Raw genomic sequence first — 24,724 nt, forward strand, 5'->3', positions numbered from 1 at the left:
AAGGCAGCCGGATGCGCCAATGATCGACAAGGTGAGCACTTCCGACAGCCGATCCCACCCGATGGATGATCCCGCCCGCCTTCCGGAGATCGTCCGATCGGTGGAACACAGATGGAACCGCGACGGCTTTCCCCCGAATAATTGATATAAATCAAGATGTATTCCGGATAGGCCGAAAATGGTCACAAGCCGGCGGTGCCGCATCTCCTCTATATTTCGGATTACCACAAACGAATTGGCGCAGACGGAAACATGATCGGACATCCGTCCGGTCCCGGGTGACGCGCGCACGCAGCAAGGCAGCGAGGAGGCTCCGGCCATGACGATGATTGGCGTGTACGTCGGCAATTCGCCGGCGGAAGTCGCGAAGTTCGACACGTGGCTGGGTCAGCCGGCGGATGCGGTGCATGGCTTCATCGGCCGCGCCGACTGGAAGGATTTCGTCGGCAGCGCCGATTGGGCGACGAAGCTGTGGGCCGGCATCGACAAGCAGATGCTGTGGTCGGTGCCGCTGATCACCAACAACGCCAGCCTGTCCAGCGCCGCGACCGGCACCTACAACGAGTATTACACGCAGGTCGCCACGATCCTGGCCGACGCGCAGCCGACCGGTGACATCATCGTCCGCACGGGGTGGGAGTTCAACGGCGGCTGGTTCCCATGGAGCGCCGTCGGCCGCGAGCAGACCTACATCGACGCGTTCCGGCAGTTCGTGGACAGCTTCCGCTCGGTGTCCGACCGCTTCAAATTCGAGTGGACGCCCAACCACGGCGATCTCGGCATGAACCCGGAGAAGGCGTACCCCGGCGACGACTATGTCGACATCATCGGCATGGACTTCTACTACAACACCGGCTGGGACCCGAAGGACCCGGAGGCGGCCTGGACCAAGATGGTCACCGCGCCCTACGGCCTGCAATGGCACCAGGACTTCGCCGCCGCGCACGGCAAGGAGACGGCCTATTCCGAATGGGGCGTCATGAGCGACGGGGCCGGCGCCTACATCCAGCACGCGTCGGACTGGTTCGCCAAATACGACGTCGCCTACCAGAGCTACTGGAACTCCTACGTCGATTACTCCGGCAAGCTCAGCGACGGGCACAACGCCGCCACCGGGGCGGAATACCGGGACGAATTCGGCGGCGCGGCGCTGAACGTGGTGGAGGGCGGGGCCGGCAACGACACGCTGACCGGCACCGACCGCAGCGAGCGGCTGGACGGCAAGGCCGGGGCCGACACGATGCGCGGCGGCACGGGCGACGACACCTACTATCTCGACAACACCGGCGACCGCGTGGTCGAGCTGGCCGGCGAGGGCAAGGACGAGGTGCGCTCGCGCCTCGCCGTCACCACCCTGGCCGACAACGTCGAAAACCTGACGCTGCTGTCGAACGGCAATCAGACCGGCATCGGCAACGCGCTGGACAACCGCATCGTCGGCGGCACCGGCAACGACACGCTGGACGGCGGGGCCGGCAGCGACTGGCTGATGGGCGGCGAGGGCAACGACAGCTTCCTCATCCGTCCCGGCACCGGGCGCGACACCATCGCCGACTTCCAGGGGGGTGCGGGGGCCGGCGACGTGGTCCGGCTGGACAGCTTCAGCATCCGCAGCTTCGACCAGGTCAAGGCGGCGATGGAGCAGTTCGGCAAGGACACCATCCTCAGCCTGCCGGGCGGCGATGTGGTGGTCTTCACCAACCGCAGCGTGTCGCAGTTCGCCGCCGACGACTTCGTCTTCACCGGCACACCCCCCGCACCGCCGCCGGCCTGGCGCCCCGCCGCCCCGGCCACCGCCCCGACCGGCACCCAGTATTCGCGCACCGGGACCGCCGGCAACGACGTGATGACCGGCGCCGATCTCAACGACTACATCAACGGCGCTGGCGGCACCGACACCATGACCGGCGGCAAGGGGCACGACATCTACGTCGTGGACCGGCCGCAGGACGTGGTGGTGGAGAAGGCCGGCGAGGGCATCGACAGCGTCGATAGCTGGTCCGGTTCCTACACCCTGCCCGACCACGTCGAGCACCTGAACCTGATCGCCGGCTATGCCCAGACCGGCACCGGCAACGAGCTCGCCAACCGCATCAAGGGCGGATCCGGCAACGACACCATCAACGGCAAGGCCGGCAACGACTGGCTGACCGGTGGTGGCGGCAAGAACACCTTCATCGTCGAGACCGGCTCCGGCCACGACACCGTCACCGATTTCAAGGCCGGCGAGGGCGCCGGCGACGTGGTGCGGCTGGTCAATTTCGGCATGACCACCTTCTCGCAGGTGAAATCGGCCCTCTCGCAACAGGGCGACGACACGCTGCTGACCCTGCCCGGCAATGACACCGTGCTGTTCCTGGGCCGCCGGGTGGCCGACTTCGCCGCCGACGACTTCGCCTTCGTGAACAGCGGGCCGGTGTCGCCGCCCCCGCCCCCGCCGCCGCCGCCGCCGCCCCCGCCGGCTCCGGGCACGCCCGTGGCGAATTTCGTGGAACCGCCGGCCAGTCCCGGCCCGGTGGAGTGGTACCGCTCCGGCACCGGCAAGGCCGACGTGATCAACGGCGGCACGATGAACGACCAGATCGACGGCGGCGGCGGTTACGACACCATGGCGGGTGGCAAGGGCCACGACACCTATGTCGTGGATCAGCCGCAGGACGTGGTGGTCGAGCTGGCCGGCGAGGGCATCGACACGGTGCGGAGCTGGGCCAAGTTCTTCACGCTTCCCGACCATGTGGAAAACATCAACCTGATCGCCGGCACCGACCAGAACGCCACCGGCAACGCGCTCGCCAACCGGATCGAGGGCGGTTCCGGGAAGAACGTGCTGAACGGCGGGGCCGGCAAAGACTGGCTGAAGGGCGGCGGCGGAAGCGACACCTTCGTTTTCCAGGCCGGAACCGGCTACGACATCGTCGCCGACTTCCAGGCCGGGGCCGGGTTGGGCGACGTGGCGCGGCTGGAGAATCTCGGCTTCACCAGCTTCGCCCAGGTGAAAGCCGCCATGACCCAGAGCGGCGCCGACACCATCCTGACGCTGGGCTCCACGGACGGGGTGCTGTTCCGCAACGTCTCCGTCAGCCAGTTCGCGGCCGACGACTTCGCCTTCGTCAACGACGCGCCGGCCTCCTCCGCCCCGACGCCAGCCCCAGCTCCGGCGACCACCACGATCACGGTCCGCGCGGCGGCCGACAGTTGGAAGGGCGACCCGCTGTTCCGGCTGACGGTGGACGGCCAGAAGGTCGGCGCCGACACCGCGGTGTCGGTCCAGCACGGCGAGGGCTGGCAGGAGTTCAGCTTCCAGACCGCCGACACCGACATCGAGACGGTGTCCGTACGCTTCCTCAACGACGACTGGGGCGGCTCCGCTGCCACCGACCGCAACCTGTATGTCGATTGGATCAAGGTCGGCGGCACGGTGTACCAGGCCGAGGACGCCGCCTACGATCGCGGCCACCCCGACCTGTTGCCCGGCACCGAGAAGATCGGCCACCCCGCCGCGCTGATCTTCAATCTCGGGGCGATGTAGATCCGCACAGCGTCGGCACCGAGTGCCCCCACCCCGACCCTCCCCCATCTTCGACGGGGGAGGTCGCCCGCGCCAGCGGGCGGGTGGGGGCCCGGTGCCCGGCGCCTACCCCAGCGCCTTCGGGTTGCTCTCCGCGGCGCGCGCGCGGGCGGTCGCCAGCAGGTGGTCGTACAGCGCGTCGCGCCGCGGGCCGGGGGCGTCGAAGGCGCCCGCCCGCAGCTCCGCCACCAGCCGGGCGTCGAGTGCGCCCGCCGTCTCCCCCGACGCATCGTAGAGCGCGCGCAACCGTGCCGCGGCTTCCTCCACCGGCTGGTCGCCGGCGGCGATCTGGCGGGCGGCGATGGCCATGGCGTTGGCGACCATGAGCGCCTCGTAGCGGAGTTCCGGCGGCAGGGCCGGCAGGATGCGGTCGCGCAGCACGGCGCGGGCTGTCTCCAGCAGGTTCTCGGCGGTGGGTTCGTGCCGCATCACCCCTCCTTCGTCATCGCCAGCAGGTCCAGCTCGAGCTCCGGCACCACATGGGCGGTCAAGGCGAGCTCCAGGCTGGTCTCCCCGCCGCGCACATGGCGGGCCGCCTGCTGGAGCGCGATGATGGCCCAGCGCATGGTCGCCATCACGATCCAGTAGGGGATCAGCGAACGGTCGACAGCCGCGCCGCCCTCCGCCTCGTAGCCGGCCAGCAGATCCTCAAGCGCACCGATGCCGCCGGCCTCCCGCTTGCGGGCGCCGAAGCGCCAGCAGGGGGCGCAGAACCAGCCGATGTCGGCCAGCGGGTCGCCCCAGCCGGCGAACTCCCAATCCAGCACCCCGGTCAGCTCGCCGTCGGCCACCATGTAGTTGCCGGTGCGGAAATCGTTGTGGCAGAGCGCCAGCGCTCCGGCCGGCGGGGCGTTGCGCTCCAGCCAGCGCAGGCCCCATTCCAGCACCGGCTGCGGCGTGCCCTGCCCGTCCAGCCAGGCCCGGAACCCCCGCACCGCGGCCAGGGCCGGCGGCCCGTCCGGCAGCGGCAGGAAGTCCAGATCCGCACGCGGCGGGCGGATGGTGTGGATGCGCGCCATCTCCCGCCCGATGCGGCGGGCGAGTGCCGTACGGTCGGGCACCAGCGCGTCGTCCTTGACCAGCCGGTGGCCGGCGGCCACGCCGTTGACCCGCCGCATGACGAAGAAGGGCTTGCCCAGCACGTCCCCGGCCGGCTCCAGCCACAGCGGCTCCGGCACCGTCACGCCGGCGTCGAAGGCGGCGCGGAACAGGGCGTATTCCTGCGCCCGGCCATGGCTGACCGCCACGCCGGAGGGGGAGTCCGTGCGCAGGACGTAGCGTTGCGGCCCGCCGGGCAACTCCACATCGACCGCCCAGTTCTCCTGGATCGCCCCGCCCGACAGCTTCGACAGGCCGGTGACGGTCACCCGCTCCACCCCCGCCTGTCCGGCGATCCAGGCGGCCAGATCCTCCCGCTTCTCCTCGATCATACGCCCCAGCGCCAGAAATCCTGGCCCTCCTCCATCAGGAAGCGCGACAGCACCATCTTGTGCACTTCCGACGCGCCGTCCACCAGCTTCGCCTGCCGGGCGTAGCGGTACATCCATTCCAGCGGCGTGTCCTTGGAATAGCCGCGGGCGCCGTTGAGCTGGATGGCGACGTCGATGGCCTGGTGCAGCACGTCGGCTACCACGACCTTGGCCATGCTGACCTCCTTGCGGGCGAAATCGCCCTGGTCGAGCTTCCAGGCGGCCTTCATGGTCAGGAGCCGCCCCATCTCGATCTGGAGGGCGGCGTCCCCCAGCATGGTCTGCACGCTCTCGCGCTTGGCGAGCGCCTTGCCGAAGGCCTGCCGGCGGGAGACGTATTCGGTGGCGATCTCCAGCGCCCGCTTGGACAGGCCCAGCCAGCGCATGCAGTGGGTGAGCCGCGCGGTGCCGAGCCGGATCTGGGTGGCCTTCAGCCCGTCGCCGATCTTCATCAGCACATCGTCTTCCGGGATCTCCAGCCCGTCGAAGACCAGCTCGCAATGACCGCCATGCTCCTCCGGCCCCATGATCGGGATGCGCCGCTCGATGCGCCAGCCCGGCTGGTCCTTGTGGTAGAGGAAGGCCGACAGGCCCTTGCGCGGGTCGTCCGACGTGCGGGCCAGCAGGATGAAGTGGCTGGCCGCCTCCGCCCCGGTGATGAACCATTTGCGGCCATGCACCACCCAGCGGTCGCCGCGCTTCTCCGCCCGCGTCAGCATCATGCCGGCGGGGTCGGAGCCGGAGCCGGGGTCCGGCTCGGTCATCACGATGGAGCTGCGGACCTTGCCGTCGATGATCGGCTGCAGCCAGCGCTCCTTCTGCGCCTCGGTGCCGACCTTGTTCAGCAGCACCATGTTGCCGTCGTCGGGGGCGGCGCTGTTGAAGCAGACCGGGCCGAAGATCGAGCGGTTCATCTCCTCGTAGCAGGCGGCCATGCCCACCGTGTTCAGCCCGCCGCCGCCGCGCTCCTTCGGCATCTGGAGCGACCACAGCCCCGCCGCCTTCGCCTTGGCGCGGACCTCCTCCAGCACCGCGGGTGCGATGTTCTCATGCTCGTCGTAGGCGGCCGGGTCGCGTTCCAGCGGCAGGATGGTCGTGTCCACGAAGGCGCGTACGCGCCGGCGTACGTCGTCGATCTCGGGCGGCAGGGCGAAGTCCATGGGGCGGTCTCCCTCTAGAGCGTGCTGAGCAGGTGGCCGCCGTCCACGTCGAGGACGGAGCCGGTCATGTAGGCGGAGGCGTCGGAGCACAGCAGCAGCAGCGGCCCGTCCAGGTCGGCCATGCGGCCCAACCGGCGCTGCGGGATGCGCTTGACCATGCGCTGCCCGGCCTCCCCGGCGAAGAAGTCGCGGTTCAGGTCGGTCTCGATGTAGCCGGGAGCCAGCGCGTTCACCCGGATGCCGTCGCGCGCCCATTCCAGCGCCAGCGCCTTGGTGAGCTGGATCAGCCCGGCCTTGGACGCGGCGTAGGGCGCCACCATGCCGGCGACCCGCCGGCCCAGGATCGAGGCGATGTTGACGATGCTCCCCCCACCCCCCTGCGCGCGCATGCGCCGCGCCGCCGCCTGCGCCACGGTGAAGCAGCCGGTCAGGTTGGTGTCGATGACCGACGACCATTCCTGCGGCGTCAGGTCCATGGCGGGCCGGGTCACGGTGATGCCGGCGTTGTTCACCACGATGTCGGGCGCGCGGCCGGCCTGCGCCTCCACCTCCTCGAAGGCGGTGCGCACCGACTCCGGGTCCGTCACCTCCATCGCGATGCCGAGGCAGCGGCCACCGGCGGCGGCGACCTCCGCCGCCAGCCCGTCGAGCGCGTCGCGCCGCCGCCCGGCGGCGGCCACGGTGGCCCCGGCCGCCGCCAGCACGGTGGCGAAATGCCGCCCCAGCCCGGAGGTGGCGCCGGTGACGAGGGCGACGCGGCCGGCCAGTAGGCCCGGTGCGAAGGGGTGGGTCATGATGTCCGCCTCGAATTGTGAGCGAGCGTTCGCTATAATTCCATGGCGCCGGAATTCCGCAAGTGATTTCGTATGCCGATGGACACGCGACCAGAGCCCCCCTCGCCAGAGGCCGAGCCATCCCCTTCCCGTCATTCCCGCGAAGGCGGGAATCCAGCCGGGCCGACACGCGACCGAAATGCCCTGGATCCCCGCCTGCGCGGGGATGACGGCACAGTGGACGTCGACACCCCCGCCTTCGCCGCCCGCCACGGGCTGACCGCGGAGGCCATCGCCGCGCGGCTGTTCGCCGCCCACGGCGGGCGCATCCGGGTGAAGAAGCCGAAGGTCGCCGTTCCCAACCTCGCCCGGCTGCTGGCGGCGGCCCTCGACATCGCCGGGCGCAAGGGCTTCCACTCCATGAGCATGCGCGATCTGGCCGAGGCCAGCGGGCTGAGCATGGGCGCCCTCTACACCTACATCCAGGACAAGGACACGCTGCTCGCCCTGATCCTCGACGCGGTGACGGAGGCGGTGGAGCGGGTGCTGGCCCCGTACGAGCCGGGGGAGGAGGACCCGCGCCGCCGGCTGGCCGGGCTGATCCGCCGCCACGTGCTGCTGAGTGACGCCATGCAGCCCTGGTTCGCCTTCGCCTACATGGAGGTGAAGGCCTTCCACCGCGAGGCGCGCGACCACACCATCGCCCAGGAGCTGGCGACCGAACACCTGTTCGCCGACGCCATCGCCGCCGGAATGCGCGCGGGCGTCTACCGCGCGGACGATCCGGTGATGGCCGCGGCGCTGGTCAAGCCGCTGCTCCAGGACTGGTACCTGAAACGCTGGAAACACCGCCGCCGCGGCACCACCCCCGACGCCTACGCCGCCACCGTGACCGCCTTCGTGGAGCGCGCGCTGGGGGTGGCGGACGGGGCTTGACGACCCAGCCGCGAAGGCACGGTGACAAATTCGCGCCGCCATGCTACGTTCCACTGCCGTTCTTTTTTGCGAGCGCTCCGGTGCACGCCAAAATCCCGGCACCGCTCGAATCCGGCGGACCGTTGATTTTTTTGGGTTCTTTGACATCGTTGAGAACGAAACGGAACCGTTTCCGGCGCGTGTCCAACCGCTTCCACGGACCTCTCGAAAACAGGGTGATTCGCGGGGCGGATTCAGCGGGTTGCAAGGTACCCCCTATCCCCGGCAGAAATGCCGGGGCCTCATTGAAGCGCGTTCTGCGCCAGGGCTTCGTCCCTCTCCTTCTTCCGGAATTATGTAGCACCCGCCACCAGCCCCCGCCCGGTTCCCCGTTCTCCCCCTGGTATCCTCTCCCGCCATGGAGAGCCCCACCCCTGACGACGTCGCGATAGCGGTTCTGGAATCCCGCCGGTCCACCCTCTTGGCGCAGCTCGCGGCCGTTGATCGAGAGCGGCGCCGTCTCCGCTCCGCTCTCCGCCATGTGGACGGCGCCCTATCCCAGCTCCTCGGGCACAGCCAGGCACAGACCTGGTTGCCGAACCTCCCCCGGCCCGTAGGGAAGCTCCCCAAGCGCTTCCGCATAGACCGATGGTTCAAGGGGCCGGAGTTCTCCCGGTCCCTTCTGGACGCTCTCAGGAAGGCCGGCGGGACCGCCACCACAGGACAGCTCGTCAAGGCCGTTTGCGAGGGGAAGGATGTCCCGAGCTGGGGCGTGCCTGTGGTTACGCGGGCCGCGGAGAGGGTGTTGCGACGGATGGAGAGCAAGGGGGTGGTGAAGGCCGGCGCTGGGGTCTGGTTGACAGAGTAAAGCGGCGTGGCGCCAGTATGCGACTCCATACGCCTCTTGCTCAGCAATGGTGATACGAAGTGATCGGGAAGTGCATAGGGGCAACGCGGCGCCTGTCTTCCGGACAGTTTACCAATACCGCGTCGAAAATTTTGACGCAACGCCGATTACTGCGCCACTAAACAAAAATGTCTTGACGCTTCCAAGTTGATCTTCGTTTAGCCAGTGCCAGTTTGCAGGCGCCAAATAATGAAATGAAAAAACCGCAACAGCCAAAATACACATAGCGCCAACAAATCTTATTGTCCATTTAGCATGCCAAAGAAGCTCATCCCTTATCTCTTCTCTGCGGCCATGTTCTTTCTTGCTGGCAATATCTTCTAGATCGCCGCGCGCAATGGCGTTTGCTTCTTTTTCAGCCTTATCGTCTCCATCGCCCAGAGCATCCGGCTTGTTTAAAGCCGTAACAGGCGGAATTTGCTTTAGCTCTGGCGGTGGATGCAAGAATTCACTGTCTGGCGGACTCATGAGCCAACCTATTGAAATATGCTTGTATTGTATCAATCGGAATGGTCGAGTTTCTACCGTTTATATGCCATGTAGTGTGCCATGGGCTCCCTGGTTGATGGGTCCAATTAGACAATTCGATGCCGTTCCAGTCTTTGTAAATATCAACTACCTGATTTATTATGTCTATTTCTTGTGGATCGTAATGTTCTTGCGGGCAGTTTATTGTGGCGAGCACAGGACTACTCCCGTATCCCTTCAATGCATGATACACATCTGGAATAACCGGTCCATACTGCCAAGCTTCAACAGATTGTGAGAACAGCGGACGTCCATACAAACCAAGCATCCAGCCTTGGCTCATATATACTAGCTTGAGCACCTGCATAGGCGTAAGCGTCCGACGGTGCATTGCTGCCCGGCGGATGATTTGGTTGGCAACGTCGCGTGCGTCGTGAAGCGGCATGATCGCCCATTTCGAGTTCCCGGCCCTATTGATACTCCACGTTAGTGGTATGTTCAAGAGGTTCATGGAACGTTCTCGTTGACAAGGCTGTTGATTCGCGCCCCAGCATAGAACGTTCACGGAACTGCGCCTGAGACGTGAAGGCGTTAGCTCGCTTGTGCGAAATGGCATGGCGCCAGCTTCGAATCAGATGCTCCGGCTCCGCTGCCAGTACCCGCAGAAGTCCACCGAGGGGCCGTTCTTGGTGACCAGCGACACGACTCGGCGGAACTGCATGCCGTTGCTGTCCCGGCGGCAGTCTTCCCGGAAGGCGGCTTCCTGCGCGTAGCGATGCAGGTAGATGCCGCTGATGTGGTGGTGGTGCCCGATCTCCGCCCGGCGGAGACGGGAGAAGAAGGATTCCGCTTCGTTGGTGCACGCCCCGTCCAGAGAATAGGCTTCCTGGTGGTTGATCCGGTGCATGGCGTAGCGGGCATGCAGGGAGTTCCAGGCGGGGGACTCGTCGGCGTGCACGTCGGTCCCCTTCGCGATCCGCGTCTTGATGAACGAGTTGGCGGCATCCTCGGAGGGGAAGACGCCCGTCAGGGTGCGGCCGTCCCGCTCGCGGATGGTGACGACGCAGCGGCGCTTGCCGGTCTGGTTCTCGGCAAGCCGGCGGTCCTTGCGGTCTGCCTTCTTGTTCTCCGGCCGGACGTGCCCGCCGAAGTAGGCTCCGTCAATCTCCGCGGCCTTCCCCTCTCCGCCGACGATGGCGCCCTTGATGTCGGCGCCCATGGCTTCCCGGATCTTGTGGGCCAGCACGAAGGCCGTCTTGTACTGGACCCCGAGATCACGGGACATCGCCAGCGCCGATTTCCCCTTCACCTCGTTGACGAAGATCGCGATGGCCGCGAGGTAGATCACCAGCGGCAGCTTGTGGAAGGCGAACAGCGTGCCCGAGGTGAGGGAGAAGTCCTTGCGGCACGCCTTGCAGCGCCAGCGCGGCGCGCCGTTCGGCCGGCGGCAGTCGTAGACGGCATCACAGCCGCAAGCCGGGCACACCGGGCGCCCCTCCGTCTCTTCCCAGCGGATGCGGGCGAACACCGTCTCCGCTTCCGTCTGGCTCATGCGCAGCACCTTCGCCAGGGAGAGCGTGCGGGCCGCGGCGGAGAGGAGGAAGTGCTGAGACATGGCGTTCACATCCGTGATGAAGCGTACGGATATGTTAGCTTTTGCCCGTGGGGTTGTCAACGGGAAAGCTATCGAATATGTTAGCTACCAGCGTGTTTACGGAAGGTAGCTGACATGGACGCCAAGAACGAATGGGCCGGCCGCGCGAAGCGGTTCATGAAGGCCGAACTCAAGCGCCGGGACGTAACCTATGAGGAGCTGGCCCGGCGGCTCACGGAGATGGGCATTCCCGAGACGGAAGGCTCCATCACGGTCAAGATCAACCGGGGAGCTTTCCCGACGTGGTTCCTGCTCGCCAGCATGAAGGTTGTCGGGTGCCGAGAGATCCGGGTAGATGATGTGTGATAATTATACAAACTAACAATAGAGGCTAATATGAAAACGTATAAACTGAGAAACAAGCACGGCATAATTCAAAATCAAAAGACAAAGGCTAGACTACTTAAGTATTTTAGATTTGAACGACGATACACAGATGAGAATTCTCTGTCGCTACAGGATATGCTTTTCCAAGCTTTCATGGAAGATAACCCATCAGAAGCTTTTTCTTGTTGCAAAAATAGACTTTGGGAGACTGATGATCTGACATTTATTAATAATTTCTGCACGGTACCTGCGAGCAATGGCGAGCGCGGCCACTGCTTTGGAGAACTTATATCTTTCGGAAAGAAAAATCTTCCAATAGCTATTGACGATAAGCTATTTGATCCGGCAGTTTCAGTACACAAATTGGAACCGCCAATCGGAAAACATTGGGCTCCAACACCACTATATTTTCTTGTGATAGAAAACCACGTGATAGTAAGCACATCTCTTCTTCTTAAAGAGCGAATGCTTGAAGAATATCTTCAATGGTTTCTTTCTTCTCACACGAGAGTCGCGCCGAATATGTCGCGCGCGGCGCTTCGTTGGGAGCTTGATCGCGGAGTACTTGGAAATGAACTTGAGAATGTTCAGAAAATAAAGATAATCGATCCATTGAACGTCCCTTCATTCCATGAGCCATCGCTTCTTAGTCTGCCAAATAAAATGAATAATTCGCCGATGATTGAAAAATCGGCGCGAGGTCAACTTGTGTCGGCGCTATTCAGATTGCTTGGTAGAGAATTGGATGTAAATGAGGACTATAATAACGCTAGTGCTACACATGACATCGCAATCGATATTGGGTTTTCGTTCGAACGCAAAGCCGCATCTGCGGATGTAAGTGACTTTCTGAGGTTCATTGACGTGTTCAGGGATGTTCCAGACGACATGATTGAAATACACACAAAAAATTCTTCTGTAAGGAATGGAAAAGTAAGACTTCAGACGCTTGTGCATGTTAAAACGAACGGCGCTACGAAAATTATAGACTGGAAAGAAATGGAGCGCGCAATGCTTTTGTACTTTCATTCTCTTGTCACTGATGGTAAAATAGAACCATAGCATCGAGGTGTGACATGAAGATCATGCAATATGGGTGGTTCGGCATTTTGGTTGGGGTTGCGCTTGGAGGAGTGTCGGCAACTCTCCTCCCGTTTACCGCATTTGAGAAGATGGCCAGTTCGCTGCTTGTTCTATTTTCTATTCTTACAGGACTGTTGGCGCAGGTGATGGTGTTCACCGCCATGATTGTCACTCCTGAACGAGTTCCTGTTAAACATGTTGAAGCACTTCAAAAGGCGTTCACAAAACAGCAAATGGAGTGGCAACTTCAATTTAAGATGTATGTGATAGTTGTCGCCCTTTGCGTCTCCCTTGATCTATTTGGAGACAATGGCGTAGAATTCTTGAAAGGTGAACTAACAAAGCATATATATATTGGAGTGGTGATCGCCGCATCTTGCATTGCCGCCATAAGAAGCTTCCGTATCCCGTCGGCTATTATCAAGCTTCAGCATCTACGCTTCAACGTAATCAGAGATGAGATGAAGGCACGGTCAGAGGACGAACGAAGGAAATCACTGCGAGATACAATATTTCCACTGAGTGATACAAATACCCGCGGGCGCTTTTCCCTCCATAATCATGGAGTGGCGCTACAGGCCAACAGAAAGCAATAAACAGAGACAGCCAACCGTTACCTTACTTCCCAAGCCGCCGCCCCACCGTCCAACGTCAAACGCTCCACCTCCCCCAGCTTGTTGAGCGTCCCGAGGATGGTCTTCTGGACGCACTCTCTGGTGCGGGAGTCGGCGGGGTCCAGGCCCTTGGCGACCATGGCGCGCTCCACGATCTCCCGTGTGGTGACGGGGGCGGTTGCCGGCCTGAGGATGTCGTAGCAGAAGCGGGCGCACTCTCCCGGCCCGAACCACTTCCCCCGGCGGGCGGGACGCTTGGGGCGGACGGTGCGGAGATCGAAGTCGGGATCGAAGACGATCAGGGCGCGGGCGACGGCGGAGAGATCGTCACGGAGCCGGGCAAGCTCGCACTCGGCTTCCCGGATGCGGCCCTGGATCTCGGCGTGCTTGTCCCGCAGGGCGGAGACGACGTGAGGCTCGGCCATGGTGCCGCACCTCAATGGGGGATCGACGCGCAGCGCCGGAGCGCGCACGTGCTATGCTGGGAACCAGCCATGGTCCGATGCTCTCCAGAAGCTCGGGTTGTGGTCAGGCCGGGTCGGGTGCGCCAACACCCTTCCCGGCCGCTTCCATGGTCCCCTAGATCGTTCGTAGGCGGTAGGGTGAGCTGGTGGCGGGTGCTACATAATTCCGCCTTCTTCAGCGCTATCCCCGGCAGAAATGCCGGGGCCTCATTGAAGCGCGTTCTGGCTGGGCATGCGGTGTGGGCAAGGGAGCCTATCCCCGGCAGAAATGCCGGGGCCTCATTGAAGCGCGTTCTGGCTGGGCATGCGGTGTGGGCAAGGGAGCCTATCCCCGGCAGAAATGCCGGGGCCTCATTGAAGCCACCTCTTCGGCGCGCACCGCTCCATCCTTGTCGCGCCAGTTATCCCCGGCAGAAATGCCGGGGCCTCATTGAAGCGCGTTCTGGAACAACAGCATGATCCCCGCGACCACCAGCCCCCCGGCACCCGCCGGGGGCCTCGGTGGTACCCGCCCCACGGGGATCGCATTTGCTGATCTTTTTTCCTGAGCAGGACTTTTCGTCTTTCCCGCGAAGGCGGGAATCCAGGGCGAGCGTCCGCGAGCCACGTGACTCATGTCGCCGCGGACGCGGCTTTCCCTGGATCCCCGCCTTCGCGGGGATGACGGTGGTCTTGCCTCAGGACAATGATCGCTGATTGCGATCACCATGGCGCGCCCCCAACCACCCTCGCCCCCGCCTCCCCCGGCGTGCTAACCTCGCGCCTTCCCGAGCGCGCGCATCCGCGCGCCGTTGCGGACGGTGGCATGGCGGCAACACGGTTCCCATCGGTCACGCTGCCCGAGGAGGCGGGTGCGGCGGATATGGAGAGTGCCTGGATCGACGTGATCCGGAAGCTCGACGAGACCTACGCCGACCTCGTCTCCCAACAGGTGGAGCTGGAGCGCAAGAACGCCGAGCTGGAGGAGGCTCAGGCCTTCATCGCCAGCGTCATGGCCTCGATGACCGACGTGCTGATCGCCTGCGACCGCGACGGGCGGATCGAGCAGGTGAACGGGGCCGCCGAACGCGCGCTGGCACGCCCCGCCGCCGCCCTGACCGGATGCGGCCTGCGCGACCTGCTCGACCCCGCCTCGCGCCCTGTGTTCGACGCGCTCCGCGCCGCGGCGCTGCGCGGGGAGCCGCCAGCGGACGTGGAGCTGACCTTCGCCGGCGACGGCGAGCCCTTCCCCGTCTCCGTCAACAGCGCGGTGCGCAGCGACCAGCGCGGGCGGGCCATCGGGCTGGTGCTGGTCGGCCGCCCCATCGGCGAGCTGCGCCGCGCCTACCGCGCGCTGGAGACGGCGCACGAGGGGCTGAAGCAGGCACAGCAGAAGCTTGTGCATTCGGAGAAGATGGCGTCGCTCGGCCGGCTCGTGGCCGGGGTGGCGCACGAGCTGAACAACCCCATCAGCTTCGTCTACGGCAACGCCCACGCGCTGCGCCGCTATGGCGAGCGGCTGACCGCCTATCTCGACGCCATCCACGAGGGCCGGGACGCCGAGGCGCTGGCCGGGCTGCGCGGCGAGCTGCGCATCGACCGCGCCCGCGCCGACCTGCCCGGCACGCTGGCCGGCATGCTGGAGGGGGCGGAGCGGGTGCGCGACATCGTCGCCGACCTCCGCCGCTTCTCGTCGGAGCAGAAGCAGGCCTTCGAGCTGTTCGACATGACGGCACTGCTGCGCTCCGCCGTCGCCTGGGTGGCGAAGGCGCAGATGCAGGATGTGGAGATCGTCTTCGACCTGCCCGAGCGGCTGGAGGTGGCGGGCCACCCCGGCCACCTGCACCAGGTGGTGATGAACCTCGTCCAGAACGCCATCGACGCCATGGTCGATGCCCCGCGCAAGACGCTGGAGCTGCACGGCCATAGGGATGTCGGGCGGGAGGGCGACCGGGTGACGGTGACCATCCGCGACAGCGGCCCCGGCATCCCGGACGCCATCCGCGACCGGGTGTTCGACCCCTTCTTCACCACCAAGCCGGTGGGCAAGGGCACGGGGCTGGGGCTGTCCATCAGCTACCAGATCGTGCACGACCATGGCGGCGCGCTGGAGGCGGCGAACCACCCGGCCGGCGGCGCGCTCTTCACCCTCACTCTGCCCGCCCCCGACGAGCGGGCGACCGGAGGACGGCGGTCATGACCTCGATGCTGTGGATCCAGTCCGGCGGCTGCGGCGGCTGCACCATGTCGCTGCTGAACGCGGAGAGCCCCGGCCTGCTGCCGATGCTGGAGGAGGCGGGGATCGATCTGCTCTGGCACCCCTCCCTGTCGGAGGAGACGGGGGCCGAGGCGACCGCGATCCTGGAGGCGGTGTGCGCCGGCACCCGGCCACTCGACATCCTGTGCGTGGAGGGCTCGCTGCTGCGCGGCCCCGGCGGCAGCGGGCGCTTCCATGTGCTGGCCGGCACCGGGCGGGCGACCATCCACTGGGTGCGCGACCTCGCCGCCGCGGCGCGCCATGTGGTGGCGGTCGGCACCTGCGCGGCCTATGGCGGCATCACCGCGGCGGGGCCCAACGTCACCGACGCCTGCGGGCTCCAGTACGACGGGCGGCGGCGCGGCGGGCTGCTGGGGGAGGGCTTCGCGGCGCGGGGCGGGCTGCCGGTGGTGAACGTCGCCGGCTGCCCCACCCACCCCAACTGGGTGACGGAAACGCTGATGCTGCTGGCCGGCGGGGCGCTGGGCGCCACCGACCTCGACCCCTTCCAGCGGCCGCGCTTCTACGCCGACCATCTCGTGCACCACGGCTGCACCCGCAACGAGTATTACGAGTACAAGGCGAGTGCGGAGAAGCCGTCGGACCTCGGCTGCATGATGGAGCATATGGGCTGCCTCGGCACCCAGGCGCACGCCGACTGCAACACGCGGCTGTGGAACGGCGAGGGCTCCTGCACCCGCGGCGGCTACGCCTGCATCAACTGCACGGCCCCGTCTTTCGAGGAGCCGGGCCATCCCTTCCAGGAGACGCCGAAATTCGCCGGCATCCCCCTCGGCCTGCCGACCGACATGCCCAAGGCGTGGTTCGTGGCGCTCGCGTCGCTGTCGAAGGCGGCGACGCCGGAACGGGTGCGCCGCAACGCCGCCGCCGACCGCATCGTCGTGCCGCCCACCATCCGAAACACCGGGAAATCATGACCGCCACCGCCCCGACGCGCCGCCTGATCGTCGGCCCCTTCAACCGGGTGGAAGGCGATCTGGAGGTGCAGCTCGAGCTGGAGGACGGCCGGGTGCGCGCCGCCTTCGTCAACGCCCCGCTGTTCCGCGGCTTCGAGCGCATCCTGGAGGGGCGCGACCCGCGCGACGCGCTGACCGTGGCCCCGCGCATCTGCGGCATCTGCTCGGTGTCGCAGTCGCACGCGGCGGCGGGCGCGCTGGCCGCGGCGCAAGGGATCGAGCCGCCGGCCAACGGCCGCCTCGCCACCAACCTGATCCTGGCGACGGAGAATCTGGGCGACCATCTCCTGCACTTCCACGCCTTCTTCATGCCGGACTTCGCCCGCGACGCCTACGCCGCGCGGCCCTGGTTCGGGGCGGTGCGCGAGCGGTTCAAGGCCACCCAGGGCAGCAGCCTGCGCCGCGCGGTGGAGGCGCGCACGGCGCTCTACCACATGCTGGGGCTGATGGCCGGCAAATGGCCGCACACCCTGACCATCCAGCCCGGCGGCGTCGCCCGCCCGCTGGACGCCCGCGACCGCGTGCGGCTGCAAGCCCAGCTCCGCAGCTTCCGCCGCTTCCTGGAAACCCACCTGTTCGGCACGGCGCTGGAGACGGTGGCAGCGCTGACCGGGGCCGACGACCTCGACCGCTGGCGGACGGAAGGGCCGGCGGGCGACTTCCGCCTGTTCCTGGCGCTGGCCGCCGATCTCGATCTCGCCGGCTTGGGCCGCGCCCATGGCCGCTTCCTCAGCCACGGCGCCTATCCGGACGGGGCCGGCGGCCATCTCTACCGCCGCGGCGTAGTGGTGGGCGGGACACCGCACCCCTTCGACCCCGCGGAGGTGGCGGAGGACCACACCAACAGCCGGATGACCGGCCGCGACCGCCCCCACCCGCCCTTCGCCGGCTCCACCATCCCCGACGAGGCGGACACCGACGGCTACAGCTGGTGCAAGGCCCCGCGCCTGTCCGGCCTGCCCGCCGAGACCGGCGCCATCGCCCGCCAATTGGCAGACGGTCACCCGCTGGTCCGCGACCTCGTCGCCCGCGACGGCGGCAGCGTGTTCAGCCGCGTCGTCGCCCGCCTGCTGGAGCTGGCCCGCACCGTGCCCGCCATGGAGGGCTGGCTGCAGGCCCTGGACCCCGCCGCCCCCTGGTGCGCCACCGCCCCCCTGCCCGCCTCGGCGCAATCCATCGGCCTGACCGAAGCCGCCCGCGGCGCGCTCGGCCATTGGCTGCGCATCGAGCAGGGCCGCATCGCCGGTTACCAGATCATCGCCCCCACCACCTGGAACTTCTCCCCCCGCGACGCCGCCGGCGTGCAAGGCCCCCTGGAGAAGGCGCTGGAGGGGGTGCCGGTGGGGGACGAGGGTGGGGCGTCGCTGGCCGTGCAGCATGTGGTGCGGAGTTTCGACCCGTGCATGGTGTGCACGGTGCATTAAGAATTCTATTATTTATTACAATGCTTTAGACTTAGACATCCGGAATTTTCCGGAAAGTCATCCGCCTGCCAGCGAGACCGAACATCACGGCGTCGGGCTTGTCATTTCGGACCGAAAGATATACCTCCATTGTGTATTCGATCGTGGTACATTGGAGCGTCGGAGTGAGTATCCTTCCGACCAGTGTCGCAACCAAGGAACGGAAGGCACGTTCGTCACGATGGAGGATGCCATGAGGGTTGCGATGACCGAACATGCTGAACACCATCGGCCGTCGTTGGCAACGGTGCTGAAGGGCGTCGTTGGCCTGTCCTTCCTTGCTACTGTCGGATTCGGCGCCCTTGCGCCACAGGTCGGCTATGACCCTTCGGAGTGGACGCGCGCCCTCGTCACCTTTGCCGGTGCGGCGGTGGGTGGCTATCTGGCGTGGCGGTCTTGAATGTTCGTTGATTTACTGCCGAAGACAGAAGACGAACTGCATCAGGCATCGCTCATCATTTGCGCAGTCTATATCGCTACGGCCTATGTCATGTGGCTGTTGATGTGGATGGCAAAAAAGAGAAGCCATCCACCTATCAACTACATAGGGAAAATCTTCGACGCCGTGACGTTTTCGACGTCAATGTTTGCATTGGCGAGCATCTTTGACAAGAACGTCCTTGTCCTGATGGGAAATCTGAAACCGTTTCTCATCCTTGCCGGGCTATGCGGGGGCATCTACAGCCTCCACGCGCTGTTCAAGGCATAGCCTTCATCCGGGCTTCCGGGATGATAGGGCCGCTCCCCCGGGGCGGCCCTTTTTCATGTGGCCTCGCGAATGGTCTCCATAGAGGATAAGGAGCGGCGAGATGATCACCTTTCGTACCCAAAGTATACCTCCAATTCGCGCTATGTTCTCGGGGTATTGACGAGAACGGGCGAGGGAGTCATGCTCGTTCGGTGAGGCTCAAACAAAAAGGGCGGGCGTGGGGGCCTGCCCTTCCAGTCGAGAGCTTCGCGGCGAGTTGCCGTGACGCCCGTCGGTATCGAAACCAAACTGCAATAGCAGCATGGTCCGCGTAAGGCAGTTTGCATGTGCGAAACGCTCATGGAGAACTGTCGTGCAGTATCAGCTTCCGTTGATTCGACGTGAATACGCCGGCTCCGTCATTCAGCAACGTGCTAAAGACGGGTATATCAATGCGACCGCTATGTGTAATGCTGCTCTCCGCGTCTTCAGCACCTACAACCGTTCGGATACAACTCAAGCATTTCTGAAGGTCCTGTCAGTCGATGTGCAGATTCACACATCGGAGCTGGTTCAGATAGTAAAAGGTGGCGAGCAGTCGCTACAGGGAACGTGGGTACATCCGCGAGTAGCAATTCACTTGGCGCAGTGGCTGTCGCCTGACTTTGCGGTGCTCGTGTCCAAGTGGGTTTTTGACTGGATGTCTGGCAAGCAGATGCCAAGTGCGCAGAGGCTGCCCTATCATCTGCGGCGATACGTGGCTAACCAACAGAATGTACCGCACGGACATTTCTCAATATTGACTGAGATAACACAGCTTCTCATCGCTCCGATGGAAGCCATGGGATATGAGTTGCCGGAAGCGCTATGGCCGGACATCTCAGAAGGAAAAATATTCTGTGCTTGGCTTCGCGAGGAAGCTGGCATACACACTGATGCGCTTCCAACATATTTGCACGTTTTTGAAGATGGGCGACGGCCTGTCCGAGCCAAGGCCTATCCCAACCAATATCTAGCAGCATTTCGTCAACATTTTGCCGAGGTTTGGATTCCCGAAAGATCCCCTGATTATTTTGGCAAGCGGGATCCAGCGGCGCTCACATACCTTCCCAAACTTCTACCAAAGCCCGCGAGAGGCTAACCCCAATGTAATAGCGCGACCATTTCCCAGGATTATGGGAATGAGCGCCAGCAAGGCCACCGCCAAGCCCCTTCGCGTTTCAGCACCCCGTCGCCAGCCAATTCTCCACCGTCAGCCGCCCGATGCGACGGAACTCCCGCTCGTTCGCGGTCACCAGCGTCAGGCCGAGCGCGCGGGCGTGGGCGGCGATCAGCAGGTCGTTGCCGCCGATGGGTTGGCCCGCGGCTTCCAGTTCGGCCCGGATGCCGCCGTATTCGCCGTCCGCCGGCACGTCGAGCGGCAGCACCGGCAGATCGGCCAGCAAAGCCTCCACCCGTTGCCGCAGCCGGGGCGAACCCTTTCGGGCCGTGCCGTAGCGCAGCTCGGCCGCCACCACGATGCTGGTGCACACCGCATCGCCGCCGACCCGCCGGACATGGCGGGCAGCCTCGCCGGCCGGGTTGCGGATGAGGTCGCTGAGGATGTTGGTGTCGAGCAGGTAGCGAATCAGAGGATGTCCTCCGGATCGGGAGTCGGGTCCTCGATGGCCGGAAATTCCTCGTCCAGCGGCTCCCAACTGTCGAGCAAGGCCACCAGACCCTTGCGGCGCACCGGCTCGATGATCAGTCGGTCACCGTCGCGGCTGATCAGCACCCTGTCCCCCGGCAGTTCGAATTCCGCCGGGATGCGCACGGCCTGGCTGCGGTTGTTGCGGAACAGGCGGGCTTCCCTGGGGCGGGAGGTCGTGGGTCGCGGCATGGTGGCCCTCCTTGGATATGCCATATGCATATGCCAAAGAACGCCGTGCCGTCAATCCGACCGGGACCGAACGGCCCCACACAGGTTCCGCCACACCGCCCCGGTTTGACGCATAATGCGGTGTCACGCCATGCGGTTTCGGGGATGTCCCGCAACCGCGGATCAAGCATGGTCCAGTGAGAGAACCTTCACCGCAACCAACATCTTGACCGAGGAGATCGCAACCGTGCCACGCCCCCTCGCCCTCCGTCTGCTCGCCGCGTCCGTGGCGACCGCCATCGGCGCCGGCACGCTGGCGCTGCCTCACGGCGCCGCCGCCGAACCTGTTCCAGGCGTCCATCGGATCCGCTGCCAGGATCCCGCCACCCGGCAATGGCGGGTGCTGGCCGACCACATCGCCAACCCCGAGACGACGGAGCGGCCGGCGGCCGAGGGCGGCGGGCGGATCGTCCGCGGCACCGGGCCGGACGGACAAGCGGTGACCGTGATCATGCCGGCCGACCGCACCTGCATGATGAGCGCGCGGTGAACCCGACGCCTCCGCCCGCGTTGTCCCACCATGACCACCCCGCCCCGCCACCGCCGCACCGCCCTGTCCGCCGCCGCCGCGCTGCTGCTTCTCGCGGGGTGCGAGACCTATGATCCGGGGAACCCGCTGATCGGAAGCTGGACGCTGACGGCGCCGATGGGCGGCGGCGGGCTGGCGCTGGGTCGGTACGAGTTCCGGCGGTCGAGCATGCGGACGTTGGGGGTGGATGTGCCGGTGGATTATTCGGTGTCGGGAAACACCGTCACCGTGGTGCCGGAGAGCTTCGGGCCGATCCTGGAGGTCGAGGTCGTCGACGCAAATCTGGCGCGGCTGCGCGATCCGCTGACCGGCGGCCTGATGACCCTGCGCCGCCTGCGGTGACCGGCGGGGCCCGCCGCGCCACTGTTTCCCCTACCCTTGACGCCGCGCGCCGCGCTACAAGCGCCCAACCCCGCCATCAGCCGCGCCGCGCCATCCATGCCCACCATCCTTCTCGTAACGGCCACGCTCTACCGGCACGCGGTGGCCCGGTTGCCGTATGCGTTGCGGCGGGCGGGGTTCCGGGTGTGGGCGGTGTGCCCGCAGGTGTCCGCGGTGCGCTACAGCGACCACCTCGATGGCGGCATCGCCTATCCGGACGACATCGGGCCGGGTGGGCTCGCCCTGGTGATGGCGGACGCGGTGGAGCGGTCGGGGGCGGACGCGTTGCTGTTCGGCGACGAGGTGGCGGCCGGCGTCGCCCGCGCGCTGCTCACCGGTGTGGAGGCCGACGTGGTGACACCGCCGCTGCGCGCCCTGCTGGAGGCATGGATCGGCGGGGTGGACGGCTGCGCGTTCCACCGCTCGGCGCTGGTGGAGCGGGTGCGCGGGCTGGGGATCCGCACGCCGCGGCAGGTGGCGCTGGAGCCGCCGGCGGACGCCGCGGCGCTGGCCGGACTGGGCGCTCCCATCGTGGTCAAGCGCGACCACGGCAGCGGCGGCGGCGGGGTCGCCCTGGTGGCAACGCCCGGCGAGGCGCTGGACATCGCCGCGCGGCTGCTCCCGTCCGGCACCGATGCGGCCGGAGTCGGGATGGTGGTGGCGCAGGAGCATGTGGCGGGCGCCACCGCGTCGGTGAGTTTCGTGGCGCGCGGCGGACTGCTGCTGGACGGCTTCGCCTACAAGGCCCTGCACCGCCACCCCGAGCCCTTCGGCCCCGCCTCGGTCATCGCGGCGCTCGACCGGCCGGACCTGCTGGAGATGGCCCGGCGGGTGGTGGCCGACCTGCGGTACAGCGGCTTCGGCGGCATCGACGTCATACTGCCCGAGGACGGCGGCCCGCCCGTGTTCCTGGAGCTGAACGCCCGCCCGCCGCAGACCACCCATCTCGGCCATCTGTTCGGCGCCGACCTCGCGCGGGCGCTCTTCCAGGCGGTGAGCGGGGCCGCCGCCGCCGCCCCCGACACACCCACGGCCCGCGCGACCACCGTCGCCCTGTTTCCGGCGGAGTGGACGCGCGACCCGGCCAGCCCATACCTGCACTCCGCCCATCACGACGTGCCCTGGCACGAGCCCCGGCTGACCGCCGCGATCATGGCGCTGACCCCGCGTCTGCGCAGCCCCGGCTGACCCGGTTCACGCGTCGAACACCAGCGTGATCTCGCAGCGGTCGTGGTGCACGGCGGTGGTGACGCGGTCGGCGGCGCGCCCGATCAGGAAGGCGGCGAGGCTGCGGGCGCCGTCCGGGGCGGACAGCACCTCCTGCTCGGTCGGGCGGTCGCTGCGGGGGTGCAGCACCTCCCCCGCATAGGCGACGGTGACGGTGAAGGTGAACTCGTCGAAGCTGGTGCGCACCTCCACCGGGCGCCGCACCTCCGCACCGCCAGCAGCGATGGCGGTGTCGGCGATCATGCCGTTTCCGGCCAGCGTCTCCACCACCTCCTGGGTGGCGAAGCGGGCGCGGAACAGGGTGTCGGGAGCGGCCCCCCACAGCCGCCCCTGCCCGGTCATGAAGTCGGCAAGGCGCTCCACGTCCAGCCGGGCGGCGTCGATGCGGAAGCGGCTGCGCTTGTGGATGCCGATGCGGAACAGCGCGTTCAGCAGCACCGCCAGCGTCACCGCCAGGGCAAGCGGCGAGGACACCAGCGGCACCAGCCATCCCGGCAGCGTCTCCGCCTCCACCGGCTGCACCAGCTGCCCCAGACCGAAGGCGAGCCCGATGCCCAGCGTGAACACCTTGCGCGAATCCAGCAGGCGCGACGCGATGACCTGGATGCCGTTCATCACCAGGAAACAGCCGCTGAACATCAGCGCGGCGCCGATCACCGGCGCCGGCATCGCCAGCAGCAGCATCGCCACCTTGGGCGAGAAGGACAGCGCCAGCAGGAACAGCCCGACCGCCACCCCCACCGCCCGGCTGGTCGCCCCGGTCGCCACCGACAGCCCGACAGCCCCGGAGGTCGCCGCCTGACCCACCCCGCCGACCAGCCCGGCCACCACGTTGCACAGCCCGTCGGCCAGCACGCCGCGGCCGATGTTGCGCATGTCGGGCCGCACCCAGCCGGCGTCGTTGGCCTTCTGCGCGGCGGTCACGGCGCCGACGGCGTTGAGCGCCATGGCGAGCGCCGCCACCAGGAAGGGAAGCACCAGCTCCGCGTCGAAGGCCAGCCCGAAGCCGCCCACCTCCGGCACCGCCAGCAGCGGTGCCGCCGCCATCCCGGCCAGCTCGTCGGCGCCGATGCGGCCGGTCACGGCCGACAGCCCGTAGCCCGCCGCGATGCCCACCAGCGTGCAGTAGAGGCGCAGGTGCCGCCCTCCCCACACGCTGGCGACGACGATCACCGCCAGCGTCAGCACGGCCACGACCCGGTGCGCGGTGCGGTCGCCCGCCGGCAGCGCGTGGCCCAGGAACTGGCGCTCCGCCAGCGTCATCACCGACAGCCCGACCATGAACACCACAAAGCCCGCCAGCTCCGCCGGCAGCAGCGGGCGCATGCGGTGGATCAGCCGTGACAGCAGCGCCACCGCCGCCCCGGCGACGATGGTCATCCCGAACAGCAACGGCAACCCGCCACGCTCCAGCGCCAGGATGGAGGGGGGAAGCAGGATGGTGGTGGTCGTCGTCGGGATCAGGTAGCCCGAGCCGATGCCGAAGCGCCCGGCGGACTGCAGGATCGTGCCGACCCCACCCGCCACCATGGTCAGGCAGACCAGCCGCACCCCGTCCTCCGCCGGCATTTGGCCGAACCGGGCGATGGTGACGGCGACCACCAGATAGATGGCGACGATGGCGAGATGCTGGACGGCAAGGAGGGCGGTGACGGGAAGGGAAGGACGCTCATCGACCCAGTAGGTCAGCTCGGCCGGGCGTTTCGCCATGGGGTCCCTTGCGGCGGGGTTGGTCACGGCAACGGTATACCGCGCGCACCACACTTGCCAACGGTCAAGCGCCGCACGCTCAACCCCTTCGTTCCGCTGATGGAACGACCAACGGGTTAGGCCGCATGACACCGTGACCGGACGGGGTCTCTTGCCATTTGGTCAGACGATGCATGGCCCCTCCTTCCAGCCG

25 protein-coding genes are annotated in these 24,724 nt (G+C 66.2%); 14 read left to right on the forward strand and 11 right to left on the reverse strand.

Annotation, left to right across the window (positions count from 1 at the left end):
- Positions 1-319: 319 nt before the first annotated feature.
- A complete protein-coding gene (locus HL658_RS37880; RefSeq protein ID WP_180287687.1) occupies positions 320-3,529 on the forward strand; it encodes a carbohydrate-binding domain-containing protein in 3,210 nt (1,069 codons plus the stop codon).
- A gap of 105 nt (positions 3,530-3,634) precedes the next feature.
- On the opposite strand, the gene HL658_RS29110 is transcribed toward HL658_RS37880, so the two are convergent.
- From HL658_RS29110 to HL658_RS29125, 4 genes are read right to left on the reverse strand one after another with little or no spacing between them, the layout of a single operon-like run.
- Positions 3,635-3,997: a DUF6285 domain-containing protein gene (locus tag HL658_RS29110; protein ID WP_180285890.1), complete on the reverse strand. Its 363-nt coding sequence runs from the start codon at positions 3,995-3,997 to the stop codon at positions 3,635-3,637.
- Positions 3,997-4,998, reverse strand: coding sequence for a phosphotransferase family protein (locus tag HL658_RS29115; RefSeq protein WP_180285891.1), 1,002 nt, complete (start codon positions 4,996-4,998; stop codon positions 3,997-3,999). Before HL658_RS29115 ends, HL658_RS29110 begins: the two co-directional genes overlap by 1 nt.
- Positions 4,995-6,197, reverse strand: coding sequence for an acyl-CoA dehydrogenase family protein (locus HL658_RS29120; RefSeq protein ID WP_180285892.1), 1,203 nt, complete (start codon positions 6,195-6,197; stop codon positions 4,995-4,997). Before HL658_RS29120 ends, HL658_RS29115 begins: the two co-directional genes overlap by 4 nt.
- Positions 6,198-6,211: 14 nt before the next feature.
- The gene (locus HL658_RS29125; RefSeq protein ID WP_180285893.1) at positions 6,212-6,991 is read right to left on the reverse strand and encodes an SDR family NAD(P)-dependent oxidoreductase; all 780 of its coding nucleotides are present in this window, start codon (positions 6,989-6,991) and stop codon (positions 6,212-6,214) included.
- Between the two features lie 216 nt (positions 6,992-7,207).
- Between HL658_RS29125 and HL658_RS29130 the strand changes: the two genes are divergently transcribed.
- A complete protein-coding gene (locus HL658_RS29130) occupies positions 7,208-7,906 on the forward strand; it encodes a TetR/AcrR family transcriptional regulator (protein WP_343055380.1) in 699 nt (232 codons plus the stop codon).
- 955 nt (positions 7,907-8,861) lie between these two features.
- On the opposite strand, the gene HL658_RS29135 is transcribed toward HL658_RS29130, so the two are convergent.
- The 3 genes from HL658_RS29135 to HL658_RS29145 all read right to left on the reverse strand — a co-directional run bounded on the left by HL658_RS29135 (position 8,862) and on the right by HL658_RS29145 (position 10,875).
- Complete coding sequence (locus HL658_RS29135) at positions 8,862-9,260, reverse strand: hypothetical protein (RefSeq protein ID WP_180285895.1); 399 nt, start codon at positions 9,258-9,260, stop codon at positions 8,862-8,864.
- Positions 9,241-9,705 (reverse strand): Panacea domain-containing protein, encoded by a 465-nt coding sequence (locus HL658_RS29140; protein WP_180287688.1) that lies wholly within the window; start codon positions 9,703-9,705, stop codon positions 9,241-9,243. Before HL658_RS29140 ends, HL658_RS29135 begins: the two co-directional genes overlap by 20 nt.
- 186 nt (positions 9,706-9,891) lie before the next feature.
- Entirely contained in the window at positions 9,892-10,875 is a 984-nt protein-coding gene (locus tag HL658_RS29145; protein WP_180285897.1) for an IS1595 family transposase, read from the reverse strand.
- Between the two features lie 114 nt (positions 10,876-10,989).
- Between HL658_RS29145 and HL658_RS29150 the strand changes: the two genes are divergently transcribed.
- Genes HL658_RS29150 through HL658_RS29160 form a run of 3 tightly spaced genes read left to right on the forward strand, consistent with a single transcriptional unit; the run spans position 10,990 to position 12,920 of the window.
- Positions 10,990-11,220 (forward strand): DUF6471 domain-containing protein, encoded by a 231-nt coding sequence (locus HL658_RS29150; RefSeq protein ID WP_180285898.1) that lies wholly within the window; start codon positions 10,990-10,992, stop codon positions 11,218-11,220.
- A 30-nt stretch (positions 11,221-11,250) separates the two neighbouring features.
- Complete coding sequence (locus tag HL658_RS29155) at positions 11,251-12,303, forward strand: hypothetical protein (RefSeq protein WP_180285899.1); 1,053 nt, start codon at positions 11,251-11,253, stop codon at positions 12,301-12,303.
- 14 nt (positions 12,304-12,317) lie between these two features.
- Positions 12,318-12,920: a hypothetical protein gene (locus HL658_RS29160; protein WP_180285900.1), complete on the forward strand. Its 603-nt coding sequence runs from the start codon at positions 12,318-12,320 to the stop codon at positions 12,918-12,920.
- A 17-nt stretch (positions 12,921-12,937) separates the two neighbouring features.
- Here HL658_RS29160 and HL658_RS29165 read toward each other — a convergent pair whose 3' ends face one another.
- A complete protein-coding gene (locus tag HL658_RS29165) occupies positions 12,938-13,363 on the reverse strand; it encodes a hypothetical protein (RefSeq protein ID WP_180285901.1) in 426 nt (141 codons plus the stop codon).
- A gap of 844 nt (positions 13,364-14,207) precedes the next feature.
- On the opposite strand from HL658_RS29165, the gene HL658_RS29170 reads away from it, so the two are divergent.
- The 6 genes from HL658_RS29170 (at position 14,208) to HL658_RS29195 (ending at position 19,907) form a co-directional block, all read left to right on the forward strand.
- A complete protein-coding gene (locus HL658_RS29170) occupies positions 14,208-15,581 on the forward strand; it encodes a sensor histidine kinase (RefSeq protein ID WP_180285902.1) in 1,374 nt (457 codons plus the stop codon).
- Positions 15,578-16,576, forward strand: a complete 999-nt coding sequence (locus HL658_RS29175) for an NADH-quinone oxidoreductase subunit B family protein (RefSeq protein WP_180285903.1) — start codon at positions 15,578-15,580, stop codon at positions 16,574-16,576. Before HL658_RS29170 ends, HL658_RS29175 begins: the two co-directional genes overlap by 4 nt.
- The gene (locus HL658_RS29180) at positions 16,573-18,039 is read left to right on the forward strand and encodes a nickel-dependent hydrogenase large subunit (protein ID WP_180285904.1); all 1,467 of its coding nucleotides are present in this window, start codon (positions 16,573-16,575) and stop codon (positions 18,037-18,039) included. The genes HL658_RS29175 and HL658_RS29180 overlap by 4 nt, the downstream gene beginning before the upstream one ends.
- Before the next feature lie 232 nt (positions 18,040-18,271).
- The gene (locus HL658_RS29185; RefSeq protein WP_180285905.1) at positions 18,272-18,478 is read left to right on the forward strand and encodes a hypothetical protein; all 207 of its coding nucleotides are present in this window, start codon (positions 18,272-18,274) and stop codon (positions 18,476-18,478) included.
- Positions 18,479-18,787 carry a hypothetical protein gene (locus HL658_RS29190; RefSeq protein ID WP_180285906.1) on the forward strand — a complete coding sequence of 103 codons (309 nt, stop codon included), beginning with the start codon at positions 18,479-18,481 and terminating at the stop codon, positions 18,785-18,787. It abuts the gene before it with no gap.
- A 352-nt stretch (positions 18,788-19,139) separates the two neighbouring features.
- On the forward strand, positions 19,140-19,907 hold the full coding sequence (locus HL658_RS29195; protein WP_211109886.1) for a KilA-N domain-containing protein: 768 nt from the start codon (positions 19,140-19,142) through the stop codon (positions 19,905-19,907).
- Between the two features lie 79 nt (positions 19,908-19,986).
- Here HL658_RS29195 and HL658_RS29200 read toward each other — a convergent pair whose 3' ends face one another.
- Both HL658_RS29200 and HL658_RS29205 read right to left on the reverse strand, forming a co-directional pair.
- Positions 19,987-20,463 carry a type II toxin-antitoxin system VapC family toxin gene (locus HL658_RS29200; protein ID WP_343055381.1) on the reverse strand — a complete coding sequence of 159 codons (477 nt, stop codon included), beginning with the start codon at positions 20,461-20,463 and terminating at the stop codon, positions 19,987-19,989.
- The gene (locus tag HL658_RS29205; protein ID WP_180285908.1) at positions 20,394-20,645 is read right to left on the reverse strand and encodes an antitoxin; all 252 of its coding nucleotides are present in this window, start codon (positions 20,643-20,645) and stop codon (positions 20,394-20,396) included. The genes HL658_RS29200 and HL658_RS29205 overlap by 70 nt, the downstream gene beginning before the upstream one ends.
- Before the next feature lie 226 nt (positions 20,646-20,871).
- On the opposite strand from HL658_RS29205, the gene HL658_RS29210 reads away from it, so the two are divergent.
- The 3 genes from HL658_RS29210 to HL658_RS29220 all read left to right on the forward strand — a co-directional run bounded on the left by HL658_RS29210 (position 20,872) and on the right by HL658_RS29220 (position 22,782).
- On the forward strand, positions 20,872-21,174 hold the full coding sequence (locus tag HL658_RS29210; protein WP_343055382.1) for a hypothetical protein: 303 nt from the start codon (positions 20,872-20,874) through the stop codon (positions 21,172-21,174).
- A 30-nt stretch (positions 21,175-21,204) separates the two neighbouring features.
- Positions 21,205-21,555 (forward strand): hypothetical protein, encoded by a 351-nt coding sequence (locus HL658_RS29215; protein WP_180285909.1) that lies wholly within the window; start codon positions 21,205-21,207, stop codon positions 21,553-21,555.
- Positions 21,556-21,651: 96 nt separating this feature from the next.
- The gene (locus HL658_RS29220; RefSeq protein WP_180285910.1) at positions 21,652-22,782 is read left to right on the forward strand and encodes an ATP-grasp domain-containing protein; all 1,131 of its coding nucleotides are present in this window, start codon (positions 21,652-21,654) and stop codon (positions 22,780-22,782) included.
- 6 nt (positions 22,783-22,788) lie between these two features.
- Here the strand turns inward: HL658_RS29220 and HL658_RS29225 are convergent, their stop codons facing one another.
- The gene (locus tag HL658_RS29225) at positions 22,789-24,531 is read right to left on the reverse strand and encodes a uracil-xanthine permease family protein (protein WP_180285911.1); all 1,743 of its coding nucleotides are present in this window, start codon (positions 24,529-24,531) and stop codon (positions 22,789-22,791) included.
- Between the last annotated feature and the right edge of the window lie 193 nt (positions 24,532-24,724).

The sequence above is a fragment of the Azospirillum oleiclasticum genome, from assembly GCF_013423485.1.
GTDB classification, from domain to species: domain Bacteria; phylum Pseudomonadota; class Alphaproteobacteria; order Azospirillales; family Azospirillaceae; genus Azospirillum; species Azospirillum oleiclasticum.

Bases quoted from the DNA above. Each gene is read 5' to 3' on its own strand.
- HL658_RS29140 (WP_180287688.1), bottom strand. From the start codon at position 9,705: ATGCCGCTTCACGACGCACGCGACGTTGCCAACCAAATCATCCGCCGG.
- HL658_RS29225 (WP_180285911.1), bottom strand. From the start codon at position 24,531: ATGGCGAAACGCCCGGCCGAGCTGACCTACTGGGTCGATGAGCGTCCT.
- HL658_RS29120 (WP_180285892.1), bottom strand. From the start codon at position 6,197: ATGGACTTCGCCCTGCCGCCCGAGATCGACGACGTACGCCGGCGCGTA.
- HL658_RS29215 (WP_180285909.1), top strand. From the start codon at position 21,205: ATGACCACCCCGCCCCGCCACCGCCGCACCGCCCTGTCCGCCGCCGCC.
- HL658_RS29155 (WP_180285899.1), top strand. From the start codon at position 11,251: ATGAAAACGTATAAACTGAGAAACAAGCACGGCATAATTCAAAATCAA.
- HL658_RS29160 (WP_180285900.1), top strand. From the start codon at position 12,318: ATGAAGATCATGCAATATGGGTGGTTCGGCATTTTGGTTGGGGTTGCG.
- HL658_RS29165 (WP_180285901.1), bottom strand. From the start codon at position 13,363: ATGGCCGAGCCTCACGTCGTCTCCGCCCTGCGGGACAAGCACGCCGAG.
- HL658_RS29110 (WP_180285890.1), bottom strand. From the start codon at position 3,997: ATGCGGCACGAACCCACCGCCGAGAACCTGCTGGAGACAGCCCGCGCC.
- HL658_RS29150 (WP_180285898.1), top strand. From the start codon at position 10,990: ATGGACGCCAAGAACGAATGGGCCGGCCGCGCGAAGCGGTTCATGAAG.
- HL658_RS29170 (WP_180285902.1), top strand. From the start codon at position 14,208: ATGGCGGCAACACGGTTCCCATCGGTCACGCTGCCCGAGGAGGCGGGT.
- HL658_RS29205 (WP_180285908.1), bottom strand. From the start codon at position 20,645: ATGCCGCGACCCACGACCTCCCGCCCCAGGGAAGCCCGCCTGTTCCGC.
- HL658_RS29190 (WP_180285906.1), top strand. From the start codon at position 18,479: ATGTTCGTTGATTTACTGCCGAAGACAGAAGACGAACTGCATCAGGCA.
- HL658_RS29220 (WP_180285910.1), top strand. From the start codon at position 21,652: ATGCCCACCATCCTTCTCGTAACGGCCACGCTCTACCGGCACGCGGTG.
- HL658_RS29125 (WP_180285893.1), bottom strand. From the start codon at position 6,991: ATGACCCACCCCTTCGCACCGGGCCTACTGGCCGGCCGCGTCGCCCTC.
- HL658_RS29115 (WP_180285891.1), bottom strand. From the start codon at position 4,998: ATGATCGAGGAGAAGCGGGAGGATCTGGCCGCCTGGATCGCCGGACAG.
- HL658_RS37880 (WP_180287687.1), top strand. From the start codon at position 320: ATGACGATGATTGGCGTGTACGTCGGCAATTCGCCGGCGGAAGTCGCG.
- HL658_RS29175 (WP_180285903.1), top strand. From the start codon at position 15,578: ATGACCTCGATGCTGTGGATCCAGTCCGGCGGCTGCGGCGGCTGCACC.
- HL658_RS29185 (WP_180285905.1), top strand. From the start codon at position 18,272: ATGAGGGTTGCGATGACCGAACATGCTGAACACCATCGGCCGTCGTTG.
- HL658_RS29145 (WP_180285897.1), bottom strand. From the start codon at position 10,875: ATGTCTCAGCACTTCCTCCTCTCCGCCGCGGCCCGCACGCTCTCCCTG.
- HL658_RS29180 (WP_180285904.1), top strand. From the start codon at position 16,573: ATGACCGCCACCGCCCCGACGCGCCGCCTGATCGTCGGCCCCTTCAAC.
- HL658_RS29135 (WP_180285895.1), bottom strand. From the start codon at position 9,260: ATGAGTCCGCCAGACAGTGAATTCTTGCATCCACCGCCAGAGCTAAAG.